The 15,989-nt window shown below is 65.3% G+C and carries 14 protein-coding genes; 1 reads left to right on the forward strand and 13 read right to left on the reverse strand.

Annotated features, from left to right (window positions below; genetic code table 11):
- Nucleotide 1: 1 nt before the first annotated feature.
- The 7 genes from IAE24_RS14810 to IAE24_RS14840 all read right to left on the reverse strand — a co-directional run bounded on the left by IAE24_RS14810 (nucleotide 2) and on the right by IAE24_RS14840 (nucleotide 9,159).
- Complete coding sequence (locus IAE24_RS14810) at nucleotides 2–709, reverse strand: collagen-like protein (protein WP_080736793.1); 708 nt, start codon at nucleotides 707–709, stop codon at nucleotides 2–4.
- Entirely contained in the window at nucleotides 709–5,673 is a 4,965-nt protein-coding gene (locus tag IAE24_RS14815) for a tape measure protein (RefSeq protein ID WP_199961769.1), read from the reverse strand. Before IAE24_RS14815 ends, IAE24_RS14810 begins: the two co-directional genes overlap by 1 nt.
- Nucleotides 5,674–5,743: 70 nt before the next feature.
- Nucleotides 5,744–6,034: a DUF1799 domain-containing protein gene (locus IAE24_RS14820; protein WP_012203260.1), complete on the reverse strand. Its 291-nt coding sequence runs from the start codon at nucleotides 6,032–6,034 to the stop codon at nucleotides 5,744–5,746.
- A 29-nt stretch (nucleotides 6,035–6,063) separates the two neighbouring features.
- Entirely contained in the window at nucleotides 6,064–6,519 is a 456-nt protein-coding gene (locus IAE24_RS14825; protein ID WP_199961768.1) for a hypothetical protein, read from the reverse strand.
- 43 nt (nucleotides 6,520–6,562) lie between these two features.
- On the reverse strand, nucleotides 6,563–7,489 hold the full coding sequence (locus IAE24_RS14830; RefSeq protein WP_034390302.1) for a phage tail tube protein: 927 nt from the start codon (nucleotides 7,487–7,489) through the stop codon (nucleotides 6,563–6,565).
- Between the two features lie 129 nt (nucleotides 7,490–7,618).
- Nucleotides 7,619–8,104 (reverse strand): hypothetical protein, encoded by a 486-nt coding sequence (locus IAE24_RS14835; protein WP_199961767.1) that lies wholly within the window; start codon nucleotides 8,102–8,104, stop codon nucleotides 7,619–7,621.
- A gap of 440 nt (nucleotides 8,105–8,544) precedes the next feature.
- Nucleotides 8,545–9,159, reverse strand: coding sequence for a S24 family peptidase (locus IAE24_RS14840; RefSeq protein ID WP_013804208.1), 615 nt, complete (start codon nucleotides 9,157–9,159; stop codon nucleotides 8,545–8,547).
- Between the two features lie 146 nt (nucleotides 9,160–9,305).
- Between IAE24_RS14840 and IAE24_RS14845 the strand changes: the two genes are divergently transcribed.
- Nucleotides 9,306–9,812, forward strand: coding sequence for a Mor transcription activator family protein (locus IAE24_RS14845; protein WP_199961766.1), 507 nt, complete (start codon nucleotides 9,306–9,308; stop codon nucleotides 9,810–9,812).
- A gap of 102 nt (nucleotides 9,813–9,914) precedes the next feature.
- Here IAE24_RS14845 and slmA read toward each other — a convergent pair whose 3' ends face one another.
- From slmA to IAE24_RS14875, 6 genes are all read right to left on the reverse strand, one after another.
- Nucleotides 9,915–10,610 carry a nucleoid occlusion factor SlmA gene (gene slmA / locus IAE24_RS14850; protein WP_012203254.1) on the reverse strand — a complete coding sequence of 232 codons (696 nt, stop codon included), beginning with the start codon at nucleotides 10,608–10,610 and terminating at the stop codon, nucleotides 9,915–9,917.
- A gap of 82 nt (nucleotides 10,611–10,692) precedes the next feature.
- Nucleotides 10,693–12,180, reverse strand: coding sequence for a sensor histidine kinase (locus IAE24_RS14855; protein WP_199961765.1), 1,488 nt, complete (start codon nucleotides 12,178–12,180; stop codon nucleotides 10,693–10,695).
- Nucleotides 12,181–12,217: 37 nt separating this feature from the next.
- Entirely contained in the window at nucleotides 12,218–12,937 is a 720-nt protein-coding gene (locus tag IAE24_RS14860; protein ID WP_012203252.1) for a response regulator transcription factor, read from the reverse strand.
- A gap of 121 nt (nucleotides 12,938–13,058) precedes the next feature.
- The gene (gene argB / locus IAE24_RS14865; protein WP_012203251.1) at nucleotides 13,059–13,949 is read right to left on the reverse strand and encodes an acetylglutamate kinase; all 891 of its coding nucleotides are present in this window, start codon (nucleotides 13,947–13,949) and stop codon (nucleotides 13,059–13,061) included.
- A gap of 110 nt (nucleotides 13,950–14,059) precedes the next feature.
- Nucleotides 14,060–15,163 carry a glycosyltransferase family 4 protein gene (locus tag IAE24_RS14870; RefSeq protein WP_012203250.1) on the reverse strand — a complete coding sequence of 368 codons (1,104 nt, stop codon included), beginning with the start codon at nucleotides 15,161–15,163 and terminating at the stop codon, nucleotides 14,060–14,062.
- 5 nt (nucleotides 15,164–15,168) lie between these two features.
- A complete protein-coding gene (locus IAE24_RS14875) occupies nucleotides 15,169–15,942 on the reverse strand; it encodes a glycosyltransferase family 2 protein (RefSeq protein ID WP_199961764.1) in 774 nt (257 codons plus the stop codon).
- Between the last annotated feature and the right edge of the window lie 47 nt (nucleotides 15,943–15,989).

Below are 15,989 nucleotides of genomic sequence, written 5' to 3' on the forward strand. Positions count from 1 at the left end.
CTCAAACGATGTTCCACCAGATGTTGGTGCCGTCCTTCCAGACGCACACCAGCCGAAAGCCACCCACGGCCACGTCGCAGACGAGATGGCTGTCGTGGCCATGGATGTAGGTGCCCGACTCCTGCCGGGCAACGGTGAACTGCGCGGACGCAGGCCAGGTGAGGTGAAGATTCGTGAACTCGACGAAATCGCCGAGCGCAACCTCGCTCTTCTTGGGCAGATGCATGGTGATCGCGCCGCCACCCGTCCAGATGGCATAGCGCCCCCCGAGCTGAAGCACGCCACCATTGGCCTCGCGCAGATAGCCGGCTCTTGCCAATTCGCGACCCCACGCCAGGGTTGGAATGGCCACCGGGCCCTGGGGTCCGGGAACGCCGGCATCTCCCTTGGCACCTGCCGTGCCCGGTAGACCCTGGGGTCCTGTTGCTCCCTGCGGCCCCTGCAGTCCCTGAGCCCCCACATCCCCCTTGGGCCCGGCAGGCCCCTGAAGTCCTTGCTGCCCCTGCAGGCCTTGCACGCCGGCCTCGCCTTGAGGACCTGTCGCTCCACGCGGACCTGTTGCTCCCGCAGCGCCCGGATCACCCTTCGGTCCCTGAGGGCCGGCGATGGCCGCCGCAGCGATGGCATACGTGCGACCCGTCCGGCGCAGCAGTGTCAGGTCGCCCGGCATCAACGATGCCGCCTGCTCGAGTTGATCGATCGTTGGCATCAGAGCTCCAATACGGCGCTGCCGCCAGCCGATTGCATGGCCACGCCGCCACGCGTTACACGCAACAGCACCTCGGCCGTATCGCGCACATGCTGTTTGATGTCCTGCAAGGCAGGATCCTGCTGTTCGATAGCGCGAATCAGGCGCTCGATGGCCAAAAGCAAGGGAGTGCCAGCAGCATCCGCACCACCGATCAGCGCCTGTCCCAGTTGGCTCTGGTTCCAAAGGCGCGCCGGTCCGGTGGCTTCGATCTCCCAACCGCTTTCACCCACCATGCGCAAGCCGCCACCGTGCAGGCCACCTTTCGCGAAGGCCGGAATACCAGCGCCTTCGAACCACCTGCGCCAATCGGATTCATAAAGACCGGAAAGCTCCGCCAGATCTGCGGCGGTCAGCTTGTTGTCCTTGATCCACTGGTTCAGTCCGCTGGCGTCCCCGGTTCCGTCGAAGGCGTGATAGCCATCGTTGTACTTGTCCAGATGCGCTACACGATCCTTGTCAGTGACTGGCTCATACCAGGTGCCACCCGAACCATCCGCGCGTGCCCGGCGGTAACGCGCATCCTGGCCCGCTCCAGGCGAAGGCGCCCCCCCAGGCCCCAGTACGGCCACATCGCCTCCCCCAGGGCCGGACTTTCCGCCGCTCTTCTCCTCCAGCAGCTTTGCCTGGAAATCACGCACCGCTTCATCGACGCTGCGCACGCTGGTGTCTATGCCACGAGCAGCGTCCAGTTGCTGCTTGGCGGAGAGGATCAGTTCATCCAACCGCGCCAAGGAAGTCTCTTCGGCCGCCAATTGCTGTTCGGCCACGGACAACTGCTCCTGCCCCTTCTCACCGAGTTGTTCCAGATCTGCGGCCAGCGCTCGCCTTGCCCGCTCCTCATCGATACGACTGGCGTAGGCGGTACGTGAAAGGCCATCGCGCGCCGCAGTGATGGCTTCGTCGAGTGCTTTTTGCTCTGGCAGGTAGCCGGTATTGCGGACAGCCGAGACTGCATCCTGGATGAACCGTCCAGCCAACGATGCATCCATTGCGGCAACCGTATCGACCTCACCCCAGAGATCACGTGCGGCACCGCGCGCCAGGTCCACCACACCACGTGCAAGCTCGACCTGCTCGCGGGCGGCATCCAGACGCGCCTGAGCCAGGGTGCGCTCCGCATCGACGGAACGCTGCAGCAGGCTCCACGCCGCATCCGTATCGGCCTCGTTCTTTTTCTTCGCCTCCTGCGCCTGCTCCTCCTGCTTGCGCTTGGCTTCCTCGGCCTGTTTGGCAGAAGCCGCCGCCGCATCCTCGGACGTCTTGGTAACGGCCTTGAACGTGTCGTTGAGCTTGAGCAGCTCGGCAGCGGTCTCGGCCGAAGACTTGCCGGTGCCGCCGATATTGCCGATCAGCTTGTCCATACCGGCAGTGAAGTCGGCCAGCGACGTGCTGGTGTTCGCCAGGTTCTCGAGATCGGCCGCGAGTTTTCCGATATCGCCCGAACCTTCTCCCAGGGTGGTGCTGGCCCAGTCCTTGAAGGCGCCAGTCTTGGCCATGTCCTTGAGGCCTTGCGTGCCCTGGACCTTCGAGATGGCGTCCTTCAATACCTTGGCATTCGCCTCCTCGGAGTTGGCTGCCTTGAGCTTGTCCTCCACCAGCTTGCGGAACCGGGCCTGGGCGTCGTCGGCATCCAGGTCGATGTCCACGCCCAAGTCCTTGAGCTTGCTGCCCATCTCGCGCTTGGCGATGGTCTTGCGCTCGTCCTCGCTGTAGAAGTTCTGGTAGAAGCTGCCCGCGTTGGCATTCAGCGCCTCGATGCCGCCCGAAGCCTTGATCAGGGACTCGAAGGCCAGGTCGGTCAGGTCGGCAAAGCCCGTGATCTTCTTGCCCAGTTCCTCGAAGGAGCGGCCGATCAGGTCGATGGTCTGGAAGGCGGCCTGCAACGCCTCGACATTGGGTGCTTCGCCCAGCGAGTCCAGCGTGGTGCGCATCCAGCTGGGCAGGTCCGCCTTCTTGAGTTCGGACACCAGCAGGGAACCGGTCTGGCCCAGGAAGGCCTTGTAGGCCTCTTCCGGGTTGTTGCCCAGCGAGCGGTTTTCGAAGCCGGCCAGCACTGTGCCCGTCACCTTGTCGATGATCTTGGCATAGCCGTAGGCATCCTCGTCGGTGTACTTTCCGTTGACGGCAAAGCCGCCGACCAAGTCAATGCCGCGCGCGCTACCCGTCGTGTATTTGCTGAGGGACTCATAGACCGAGGCCAGGCCATCCAGGCTGGTCTTGAGCTGCTTTTCGACGGCATCGCTGTGGCGCTGCGTCAGATCGTCATACCAGTCTCCGGCCGCACGGCCGAACAGCTGTTCGGCAGCCTTGTCGTTGCCGACGCCAGCGGTGCTGTAGGCGGCACCGGCGTGGTTGGGGCCGCGGGAGCCGAAAACATCGCTGCTGAGCAGCGAATACAGTGCCAAGCCCCCAGCGATCCATGGCATCGCAGCACCCAACCCCATTGCGCTACCCGCGGTTCCGGAGCCCAGCCCAGCGCCAATGGAGCTCGCACCTGCCCCGGAGGCAGTCAAGCCCAGCCCGCCTCCAGCCGTAAGGCCTAAACCGCCTCCAGCGGTCAACCCAAGACCTGATGCAGCTGCTGTCGAACCGCCGAAGCCAAGCCATCCCCCAACGGTTCCCGCCAGACTGCCTAGCATTCCGCCGCTGCCAGCCAGAGACAAAAAGTTGCCTGCGTTGCCGGCCAACCCGAGCAAGCCGCCTGAACCTGCCCCGCCTAGCCCCAGCGCCGCGCCAAGGTTGCCGATGAATCCTTGCAGTTGCGCTATCACAGGCATGACAAGCGGCCGCGCGAACGCCTTGTACATCTCATCGGCCACCGTGGCCTTGAACGTCGCGCTCAGGTTCTTGGTGAACGTGCGCCAGCCTTCCGTACCGTTGGCCAGCATGTCCGTGAAGCCCTTGCGGAACATCTCGTCCATCTGGTCAACGGACTTCTGGGTTTCCTGCATGCGGGTGCGCTCGGCGACATTGGCCTTGGCCTGGTTCGCAGCGGCCGTGGCGTCTTCCTTGAGCTTCTGGGCGGCAGCGGCATCCGAGGGATTCTTGGCCGCGATGTCCTGCAGCTTTTTCTGGAGATCTATCTCGATCCTGTACTGCGCCAGGGCGATCTCCCGATCGCGCTGCGACATGGCGGCCAGGGACTGCTCGAACTGGGTCGCCTCGTTGGCCTCCTTCACGCTTTGCGCGTACTCGGCCACCATGCGTGCCGAGTCGTTATAGCCTTTGACCCTGGCGAGTTCGCGCGTGGCATCGGCCTCTTTGCCCACGGCCTCGGCGACGTCCTTCGAGCATCGGACGCTCTCTTGCTTGGCTGCGTTGTCTTGCAGTTCCGCGATGGTCTTTTCGACCTGCTCCTGCCGCAGCTGTCCCAACGCATCGCCAGTCAGACCGATCGCGAGGGTCTCCTGCCGGGCGAGGTCCAGATTCTTTTCGGCCAGTTCGGCCTTGGCCTGGTGTTCCTTGACGAGCTGCGCCACCTCCTGCTGCCTTTTCTGCAGTTCCTGATCGCGCTTGAGCTCCTCATTGTCCTGCTGCGTTCTGGCTGGCACGGCCGGTGGCGCGTAGCTGACGGTGCGGGGTACCGCAGGCGGCTCTTTCTTCTGCGCAGGCGCATCGGTTTTCTTGCTTTGCTCCTGCGGCTGTGGCTGTCCCACCAGCGGCGGATTGATGAACCCGCGGCCGCCGCCTGCATTGCGCTGACCCTGTGCCACCATCAATTCGCGCTGCACCTGCTGCAATTTTTCGACTAGGCGCTGGGCATCGTCATGGGCCGTGCGCACCCATACGTTGCGCGATGTCGCTGCCCCCTTGGCCTGCAACATCTCCAATTCAGCCCTGGCGCGCGGAAGCTCCTTGGCCAGATAGGCTGCCTTTTCCGCATTCGACTGGAAGGCCGTGCTGATGTATTGCAAGCCCACCGCGCGCCCGGCGATGTTTCCCAGCCCGCTGCTGATCTGGCCCAGGAAGCCCGACCCGTTGTCACGCGCGCGCGACATGGACTCCGAAAAGGCGTTCATGTCGTTGGCCGCTGCATTCATGCCAAAGGAGATCATCTGGCTGATGCCGGAATCTCCCACGGCGGACTTGAGCTTGTCCCAGGCGTTGGCCATGCGTTGGGTGCCGGCATCCAGCCTGTCCGCCGCCTTGTCCGTCCCCTCTCCCAGGGAGCTTTGCAGCGCCTGCGAGAAACGGGGCAGAAAGTCCTGCGTCACGACCTCGCCGGTCTGCAGCATCTGGGAGAACCGCTCCTGTGTCACACCCAGGGCCTGAGCGCCGATCAGCGCCGCATCCGGGATATGTCCCAGTTTCTCGCTGAAGTCCGACGCGCCTATCGTCCCCTTGCCCATCAGGTCGAGTACGGCTGCCAACGAGGCATTGCCCTGCTCCACGGAAAGGCCCATGGCCGCGTTGGCCGAGGCAATCCCCGTGAAGATGGTCTGCACCTGCGCGCCTTCCAGCGCCGTACCACGCGCCTTGGTGGCGAAGTCGGCGTAGGCCTGGCCGGTGGCATTGAGCTGCAGGCCCAGCCGATCAGCCAGGGCCGTGACATAGGCCAGTTCCTGCGCGCCCTTGCCGCCGGTGGCAAGGTCCAGCCGCGTACGCAGATTCTCTGTCTGGGCACTGGCCGTGTAGAGCGCCTCTCCCACCTTGGCCGCCGAACCCGCCACCTCCAGCAGGGCATTGGCGCGGCCTGCAATCTTGCCCATGGAAGTAGACAGGCTCTCGACATCGACGCTGGCACGCGCCGATACAAGTCCCGTATCCGTTGAGGCACCTGCGAATTGCGACATGCCGGCATACGCCTGCTGCAGCTTGCCGTGGAGTTTGTCGAGCTCCTGGGAGAACTGGGCATTCTGCGCACGCAGCTCGCTCAGGCTGGGCGTCTCGGCGATGCCTATGCTTTTGACCGCTGTACTCATGCTGATCTCTGTTCGGTATGCTTGACCGCTTGTGTTTGTCTTGAGAGGCCGGAGCCGAGGCCCCTATGCCTCAGCCCCGGTTGAGCTGGCGCAGCGCCTGCGCCTCCAGTACCTGCAACTGCGCGAAGACCTCGCCGCGCTGCGCGGCGGGCACCGCGTAGCGGCGCATCACGATCTCGGCCCCGGCGTAGTCCAGCCCGTCCCAGTGCCACTGGCCCCAGGGCGTGGCCGTCCTGCGCCACTGGGTGGAGCAGCCGAGGTACACGCTCCAGGCCATCGCATGCTCCGGCCACAGTTCGTAGTCCTCGGGGTGCTGGCGTTGCAGATCGCCGGGCACCATCCGGTCGGGGTCGATCCCCATCTGCGCGCACTGGGCGCGCAGCTCGTCGTCTACGAGATAGCGGTCTGCGCCGTCGAGGCCGAGGTGATGCCGGACAGCGCCACGGAGTTTTTTGTGGCGGCATCCCGCTGGTGCACGTTGAGTCCGTCGAACCAGGCAACGGCCATGGCCTGCTCCAGTCCCGGGTAGGACTCCTCGGCCGCCAGGCGCTCGTCGCGGCTGTAGGGCACGGGTGTTCCTTCGTCGCCCAGCATCCCCTCCCAGCCCACAACCACTTCGTCGAGCAGTTCAGGGATGGTCATGCGCCGTACCTCCTGCGAGCCATCGGGCTGCGTGGCGGGCTTGCCGACGACGATGAGTTCATTAATCTCATCTCGCCGCGCCTTGCCCATGCGCTTGAACACGACGGCAAAGTGATGGGCTCCGAACCTGCCCTCATCGACGGGCAGGTACAGCGTTGCGGGAACGGAGATGGTGGGCTTGAGCCCGGAAATCTTGACGGCCATGGTGATCCTTGGATGTGTAGTTGTCAGGCAGGGAGGTGAGGCGTCAGATCTCGATGGACCATTCGTCGTTGCCCGCGTCGGAGGGAATGAACGACAGGGGGATCGTGATCATCTGCACGCCATCGCTGTCGCTGTAGGTCGGCTTGCCGATCTGGGCGCGCGCGCTCTTGAAACTGACGGTGTTGGTGGCGCCTGGGCCGTGCTTGAGCGTGACGGGCACGATGGCGCTGGCGCGCGCCAGGCCGATCCAGTCCTTGGTGGCCACGCTGGTGTTCTCGAAGGTGACGCTGCCCGTGGACTTGCGGTCCGTGATTTCCACGGTGTCCACGTTCATCAGGTCGCGCTTGACCACCTGGTTGCCGCACTTGAAGCTGAAGGCGCTGCAGGCCACCGCCAGGCCGTCGAGGGTCAGTTGGGTGTTGGTCTTGTTGACGCCCAGGGGAGCGACGAAGTCGCTGTAGTCCACTGCCGGCAGGGCCTCATCCACGGCGGGGACGAAGGAGCCCGTGAACTCGAACTTCCACTTGGGAATGGCCTTGGCATCGGTGCTGAACTCCACCTCGCCGCGTGCGCCATGCATCTTGTAGAGGGTGCCGTCCACGTTGCCGTAGATGGTCACGCTCTGGATGCCGTCGGTCACGGGAGCGAAGACCGTCTTCACGCCAGTCTCGGTGCTGGCGCTGGCGGCACACGCACGCAACAGGTCGGTCACGCCGGGACGCTCGCCCGCTGCGGCCACACCCGCGAATTCCACGGAGAACGCCACCTTCTGGTATTCGGTGACCAGGGTACTGCCGCTGGAGCCGAAGAAGGGACGGATGTTGTTGCGCTCGACCACATCGCCCTCGATGGGGGTGAGGGTCACGTCGCTGACCAGCATGGCATTGGCCGCCAGCGGTACGACGGCCGTGCCGACAACGGTTTCAACCAGGGCCAGGAGGGCCATCTTGCGCATGATCTTTGCTGCCATTTGGAAAATCCTTTGAAGAGATGAAGAGAGGTTTCGCGGCCTTGGGCGCCGTTCTCCAGCGCCGCGGACCACAGGGGTTGCGGGAAAGTTGCGGGTATCCGGTCTAGGCCCGGTTCGGTGGTGTGCAGGTCACAGGTAGCTCCAGGTTCTGAGTTGCAGGACAACGGAGTGGCAACGCACTCCCGCGAAATCCACAGGCTCGGCACGCATGACCTGCACGCCATCGGTGCTGTCGTCGCTGCCTGCCAGGGGACCGGGCTGGCACACGCCACCCAGGGTCGGATCGGCTCGCACCAGGGCGCGGAACTGCTCGACCAGGTCGTCCAGCAGCAACTCGCTGGCCTGGGCGTCGGCGATGGCCAGGTAGCCATGCAGCGTCCACTGGTGCACGCTTACCGTGCGGGCCGTGCTGCTGCCGTGCTCGGCCGTGCTGCTTCTGCGCAGCCACCAGCCGCGGACATGGGCCGCGCCTGCTGCAGGCGGCGTATACGTGAACAGGGCGGCCAGTTCGGCATCGCTGGCGGCATGGCGTTCGCGGTCCTGCACAACGCCGATCTGCGGCACCGAGGCCAGGATGGCCACGATGGCGTTGCGATGCTGGGCCAGTGCATTCATGAGCGCAGCACCGGAAAGGCCGCCGTCACGCTCGCCGCAGCCTCGGCCACGATGGGCCGCAGATGAGCGGCAAAGAGCAGGAACAGTTGTGCGATGGCGTACATGGGTCACTCCGTGGGGGACGCAGAAAAAGATGCGTCGTTGCGATGGAGTGACTGTGCCGAGGCAGGCAAAAATGAATAAGGCCTGCATATGCAGGCCCGGTTTCAGCGTCCGCAGGAGCGCGCCTTCTCAGGCGCAGCGGATCTGGATGCCAGGCACATGTGCCTTGGCCCGGCACATCCCAACGGCCAGGCAAGCGCAAACGTCCTGCCGCTCGGGCAGGCACGGACGCACGAAAGAGGAGGACGAGAAAGGCTGGGAGAAGACGGAAGCGCGCAAGCTGGCCTCAGGCCTGCGGCAAAGTCTCTGGAGCGATGCTGGGCGGCGCGGCCCGGGGGCTAGAGTTCTCCGCCGTGCCAGAGGACCCGGCCGCAGATGCGCAGCCGGTTGGCCGCTTCGCCTTCCAGAACCTGGGGCGGATAGGCGGGGTTGTAGCTGACGATGCGCACACCGCCCGTGCTGAAGTCGCGCTCCAGCAGCTTGACGTAGTTCTCACCCTCCAGCTCGATCACATAGACACCATCCTGGGTCAGCGTATCGACCGAGGTGTTGACCAGCAGGATGTCGCCGTCGTTGATGCGGTCCGCCATGGATCTTCCACGGGCACGCACGATCTTGGCGTTGTGCCTGCCCAGTCCCTTGGACTGCAGCCAGGACGAACGGAAGGCGAAGCGGCCTATCACCTCGTCGGGGCCGTTGACGGCCCCATGCCCTGCGCTGACGTGCGCATCGAGCATCTCGATCTGCGTGAACTCGTCCTCGGCCGCCCCGCCATGCCGGGCCCCAGGCTTCGCTGCACCCGTGCCGTTGAAATACTCCAGCGGCCGGCCCGCTCGCTGCGAGGCCCGCAGCAGTTGCCGTGCTGGCACTTCGCCGCGCTTGCGCCAGGTCCGCACCGTTTCAGGCTGAACCTCCATGCCCGCCATCCAGTCGGGCCCCAAGGCTTCAGCCATGCGCGCCAGTACCTCATCAACGTTGGATGTAAGCGCATCAGTCACAGGTTTTGCAGGCATGGCGAATCTTGACAGTGGTTCGTTACGGACCAAGAATATGGTTCAAATTGAACCGTTTCCTTTTGAACCAAGAGCGTACAGCCAAAATGCATTCCGAACACCATCCGGCACCCGCCTTCCAGGGCTTTCGGCCTGCTGCCCGGCCTCCCGCCATCGGCATGCACACGCCCGCGTCAGCCGCCTTGCACCATGGCACTTGCAGCGATCTGCTTCCGCCCCTGCTGCAGGACTTCGAGCGCCTGATCGGGCTGCAGCCCACGATGGCCCTGGTACAGCGCTGGGGTGGACTGCGCATCTACGTTCCCACGCCGGACAAGGTCACAGCCGAGCATCCCTATGCGGCCACCATCGGCGTGCCAGCCTTGCTCCAGCTCGCCCGTGAGTATGGCGGCCTGCCCCACTTCCAGCTGCCCAGGGCGGCGCGTGCACTGCAGGCACTGCGCAACCAGCGCATCGCTGCAGACTACGCCACGGACAAAACGGCCCGGCAACTGGCTGCCGAGCATGGGATTACGGAAGGCCAGGTGGGGCGCATCGTTGCGGCGCTGGGCGTGACAGCACCGGCCAGGCGGCGGCGCAATCTCGTGGGCTGAGCACAGCCACCGCGACGAAGCAAGGCCCTGGTCGCAAAAAAGCCACCGGCACAAGCGGGTGGCTTTGCTGCAAAGCGGACCCTGGGGTCCGCTGGGCCATGTTCAGACCATCAAGGCCAGGCTGGCTTCCAGATGCTCAGTCGGCAGGCGGCGGAAACCCGAGCGCGCGTAGCGCTGCAGTCGGCCCAGCGCAAACGATGTCAGCACGCTGGCGGCCACCTGTGCATCGACCGTCGGGGCGGAGGAGCCCAGCGCACCGGCGGCGGGGCGCAGGCACTGGCGCAGCGTGGATTCGATGCGGTCGAAGAACTGGTTCATGCGGGCCTGCAGGCGCTCGTGCTCGAAGACGATGGCATCGCCCACCATGACGCGCACCATGCCGGGGTTGCGCTCGCCGAACTGCAGAACCAGGGAGATCACGCGGCTGGCCTGGCGCATTCCATCCACTGCGGGACGCTCTTCCTCCGGCACATCCCGCCCGACGATCTGCTGCACCAGCGTGAAGACGGACTGCTCGATGAACTCGATCAGGCCTTCGAACATCTGGGCCTTGCTGGCGAAGTGGCGGTACAGGGCTGCCTCGCTGACGCCCAGATGGGCCGCCAGCGCTGCCGTGGTGATGCGTTCTGCGCCCGGCTTCTCCAGCATGGCCGCAAGCGCCTGCAGGATCTGCTCGCGCCGCTCCCCGGGTTTGGGGCGTTTGCGCGCAGGCGTAGGGGCGGAAGCGGAGGCGGCTTCGTCGGAAACGACATCAGCGCCAGGAGCGGATAAAGGCGACAGAACTTCAGACTCGGACATAAGCAGATCAACTATTTGTAAGTAATTCTCTCACAGCCCTCGGCGGCAACTCCGCACAAAGCTGTCCCCATGAGCGCAACCGTCAGGATCGCTTGCCTGTTGCTTGCGCTGCTATTGTTTCCGAGAGCATGGCCGGCATTTGCAATGGAAGCTCCAAGCGTACCAGCAGGCCCTTGCCTTGCGCTGCGGCGCCAAAGGCCAGAGTGCCCTGGTGCAGCAGGGCGATTTCTTCGGCAATGGCCAACCCCAGCCCGGTGCCGTCGCCGGCCGCGCCCTGCGCGCGGTAAAAGCGCTGCGTGATCTGCGAGCGCTCGGCCTCGGGCACGCCGGGGCCGTCGTCCTCGATCTCCAGGAAGGCCCAGCCTTGCGGCTCATCCGCAGACTGTGCCGCGCCATGGTACATGCCGCAGCGCAGCGTGACGCTGCCGCCGGGCGGCGTGTACTTGATGGCGTTGTCCACGAGGTTGGACACCAGTTCGCGCAGCAGCCAGCTGTGGCCCCAGACACTGGCCTGAGCAACGTCAAGGCCGAAGTCCAGCCCCTTGGCGCTGGCCTGGTCGAAGAACATTTCCAGCATGCTTTCGCACAGGTCCTTGAGGTCCACCTTCTGCAGCGGCTGGACTTCGGCATTGCGGGCGTCGGCACGTGACAGCGCCAGCAGCTGGCGTGCCAGCTGCGAGGTGCGCCGCGTGGCGTCGCGCAACTGCTCGATCTGCGTCACGCTGAGCACCACCTGGGCCTCGGTGCCCTTGCGCCTCGCCTCGGCCTGGGCAGCCTGCGCGCTCAGCGCCCAGGCCTCTACCTGGGCCTGCAAGGCCGCCAGCGGCGTGCGCAATTGATGGGCCGCATCGGCCACAAAGCGCCGCTGGCCTTCGGCCTGGGCGTTGACCAGTGCAAACAGGCGATTGAGCGAGCGCACCAGCGGACGGACCTCGGCCGGCGAGCTGTGCTCCGAGATGGGACTGAGGTCGCGCGGCGAGCGCCGCTCCACAGCCTGGGTCAGGGTCAGCAGCGGCCGGAAGGCCCGGCTGACCGACCAGTAGATGGCGATGCCAGCGCCCGCGATCAGCAGCACGCTGGGCAGCAGCACATGCAGCAGCAGCTGGCGCACCCATTGCTGGCGCACATCGCCGCCATCGGCCAGCACCAGCACCATTTCACCGGCGCCATAGGTTTCGGCGCGCATGACGGCCACGCGGTAGGTCAGGCCATCATGCTCCTGGCTGTGGAACTCGGCCAGCGGCGTGGAAGGCACATCGAAGCGGATCCAGGTGTCGCCGGCAACCACATGTCCCTGCAAGTCGCCTATGGCATATCCGACGTCGTCGCCGCGCTGGCGCAAGACGTCCTCGATGGCGGGCGTCAGCGCCACCAGGGGCGGCGTTCCCTCGGCGATCGACGGCGCCAGCACCGAATCGGCCAGCGCAGGCAGCAGGCGCAAAAGGCGCTGGTCATGCTGGGTGGAGGCTTCGTCTGCCGAGCGATAGCCGAACCAGCCGCCCATCAGCGCCAGCAGCGTCAGCGGCACCACCAGCAGCACCAGCAGGCGAAGGCGCAGATTGGCTGTCATGGGCGGTCAGCGCCTGGGGCCATGCGCCATGTCCGCATCAGGCGGCGGTATGCGAGAGTTCCAGCCGATAGCCGAAGCCCCGGATGGAACGAAGCGCCACGCCATGCGGCTCCAGCTTGCTGCGCAGGCGAGAGACATAGACCTCGACCGCATTGGGCGTGATCTCGCGGTCCCAGCCCGTGAGCGCCTGCAGCAGCTTGTCCTTGCTGGCGGGCTTGGGCGCGTGGATCAGCAGGTACTCCAGCACGGTCCACTCGCGCGGGCCCAGGTCGATGGGCAGCAGCTTTCCCTCGCTCTCATCGTCTTGCGCAGGCTGGCGCGCGCCGGCGCGGCGGCCTGCCGTGTCCAGCTCGATGGGACCGAAGCTCAGGACGGCGGATGTGGCTGCCTGCGAGCGGCGCAGCAGCGCGCGCAGCCGGGCCAGCAGTTCGGGAAGCTCGAAGGGCTTGACCATGTAGTCGTCGGCGCCCTGATCCAGGCCCTGCACGCGGTCCTGCAGCGCATCGCGCGCCGTCAGGATCAGCACGGGCATGGCCGAGCTCTCCACCGCGCTGCTGCGCAGGCGGCGTGTGAGTTCCAGCCCGTCGATGCCCGGCAGGCCGATGTCGATCACGGCCAGGTCGAAGGCTTCCTGGGCCAGCACCTCCAGGGCGCGCTCGGCACTGCCGACCCAGTCCACGGCATACCCCGCATCGGACAGCCCCAGCTTGATGCCGCTGGCCACCATCACATCGTCTTCCACAAGAAGCAAACGCATATCAAACCTAAAAAACAAAAGCCGCCCAAAGGCGGCTTGCAGCAAACCGGCCCAGGCCGTCAGACCACGCCCGGGCCATGCGCGATGGTAACGCGAACCGCAAAGTCCGCGCCATCGGGCCTCAATGGCTGCGGATCATGGTGCCGTAGGCCTGGTCGGTCAGGATTTCCAGCAGCATGGCATGCGGCACGCGGCCGTCGATGATGTGCACGGCATTGACGCCGGCCTTGGCGGCATCCAGGGCGCCGCTGATCTTGGGCAGCATGCCGCCCGAGATGGTGCCGTCGGCGAACAGGGCGTCGATCTCGCGTGCCGTGAGGTCGGTCAGCAGGCTGCCGGCCTTGTCCAGCACGCCGGGGGTGTTGGTCAGCAGCACGAGCTTTTCGGCCTGCAGCACCGTGGCCAGCTTGCTGGCGACCACGTCTGCGTTGATGTTGTAGCTCTCGTTTTCCTCGCCAAAGCCGATGGGGCTGATCACGGGGATGAAGGCGTCATCCTGCAGCGCGCGCACCACGCTGGGGTCGATGGAGACGATATCGCCCACCTGGCCCACGTCGTACTCGATATTCGGGTCCTTGTTGTCGACCATCTTGAGCTTGCGTGCGCGGATCAGGCCACCATCGCGCCCTGTCAGGCCCACGGCCTTGCCACCGGCCTGGTGGATCAGGCCCACGATGTCCTGCTGCACCTCGCCGGCCAGCACCCATTCCACGACTTCCATGGTTTCCGCGTCGGTCACGCGCATGCCCTGGATGAACTCGCCCTTCTTGCCCAGGCGGTTGAGAGCCGTCTCGATCTGCGGCCCGCCGCCATGCACCACCACCGGATTCATGCCCACCAACTTCAGCAGCACCACGTCTTCCGCGAAGTCGGCCTGCAGGGCCGGATCGGTCATGGCGTTGCCGCCATACTTGATGACCATGGTCTTGCCATGGAACTTGCGGATGTAGGGCAGGGCCTGGGCGAGGATTTCGGCCTTGTCGCGGGGGGCAATCGAGAGGATATCGTTCATGGTGCTAGCCCTGGGGCGTGGAAGTAGTCAACAACAAGGCGGGCATTGTGCCGCAACTGCGCGGCAGTGTTGCATGCCCGGATGACGGAACGCCCACTGGCGCCCGACCATCATCCATTGTTCTGCATCCAGCCCGGCAGCTTGAAGCGCACGATGGCCAGATAGGCGATCACATAGCTGACCACAAACAGCAGGCAAAAACCCACCAGAACGGGCGTGTTGCTCCAGAACAGCAATGCCGGCACCACGGTCAGCAGCGTGAACGCCCACAGGTAGGGCGAAGTCCGGTTATTGCGACGCAGCATGCGCCGTGCAAGATCGTCGTCGAACACGCCGCGCACGATGCGCCGGTAGATCAACTGGTGGAAATGCAGGGCATCCGCCATGCCCGGCGACATGCCGCGCATCAGCTTGCGGTAAATGGAAAACACCGTCTCCCAGACCGGATAGATCAGCAGCAGCATGGGAAACCATGGCGAGACTGCGGAATTGCGCTGCACCAGGGCAATGCTGGCCAGGGCAATCGCCAGTCCCCAGACATAGGCCCCGCCATCGCCTGCAAACATCATGCCGCGCGGGTAGTTCCAGACCAGGAAGCCGCAGGTGGCGGCGGCCAGCGTCACCAGCATGGCGGCCAGGGTTCGGTCCCCCACCTGCAGGGCCACGTGGGCCAGCGCCAGGCAGATGATGGTGGCCACCATGCCGGCCAGCCCGTTGTAGCCGTCGATGATGTTGAAGGCATGGGGCAGGCCCGTCAGGGCCAGGACGGCCAGGCCCATGCCCAGCCAGGGCATGGCCGGACCCAGTGCCTGTTCCAGCCAGGGCCAGCCGAGCCGGGGCACGGTGAGGCCGCACAGCAAAACCGCCAGCACGGCGCTCAGCAGGGTGAGCACCAGCCGGTAACGCACGCTCAGGCGCTGCGATACATCCTCGATGACGCCGCCGACCACGGCCGGCAGCATGGCGGCCAGGCACACAACCACCCACAGCTGCATGCGCAGCGAGGAAGGATCTCCGCGCATGCTCAGCCAAGTGCCCACACCCCAGGAGACAGCCAGCCCGAGATACATCGGCACGCCCCCAAGCCGGGGTACCTCGCCGATGTGAAAGCGCTGCGGCTTGTCGTATCCGTAAGAGGACGTCGAGGACCGCCCGGCCCAGCGCACCAGCAGTGCACAGCCGGTGCAAGACACCATGAAGGCCAATACCGCCATCCAGATCACGATGGCTCCCCGTGCAGGCTGCGCAGCGAGGGCGCTGCCTGCGGCAGGTCTCGGGCCTTGCGGTAGGCCGGACGGCTCCACAGCCGCAGCAGGCTGGCCACGTGCCATGCGCCATGGCGCAGGCTGCGCCGGCTCGCCCTTTGACCCGCATGGACGACAGGCAACTCACCGCGCCGAAGCTCTCCGCCCAGCACCCGCAGGCGAAGGCACAGATCCACATCCTCACAATACATATAGAAACCTTCGTCAAACCCACGCAGCCGCATCCAGCTATCCCGGCCCAGCACCAGGCAGGCCGCATTGACCCATTCCACACGCTGCTCCACACGCCCGTGCAGCTTGCGTCGCAGCAAATTCCAGAAAGATGGCAGCTCCCGCTCGAAATCCTGCAGCGTGCCGTCTTCGCCGATCTGCGGGGGATAGGCCAGGGCCAACCCCGGCCGGGCCGCCAGCGCCAGAAGCTCTTGCAGCGGCTCTTCCTGCGCTCCCCAGTACACGTCAGGATTGATCACGCAGACAAACGCCTCCCGGGCATTTGCCAGCGCCCGGTTGTGATTGCAGCCAAAACCCAGGGGTTGCGCATTGCGCCGGATCTCCAGGACAAAAGGCCAGCCGGTCGCAGGAGCCAGGGGCTCCGGTTCGGGAATATTGAGCGTCAGCACCACGCGGGACATCGGCGCAAGGCGCGCCGAACCCAGGCATTCAAGCAGCCTCTGTATATGAGCGCCATGTCCGTGGCTCACCACCGACACGACCAACGATGAACCCATCAATGCCGCCCTTCAGATCTTCAAATTCCAACCCGCATACCTGCGCC

Origin of the sequence: Delftia sp. S65 (assembly GCF_016516495.1) — a bacterium.
GTDB lineage: Bacteria > Pseudomonadota > Gammaproteobacteria > Burkholderiales > Burkholderiaceae_C > Comamonas > Comamonas acidovorans.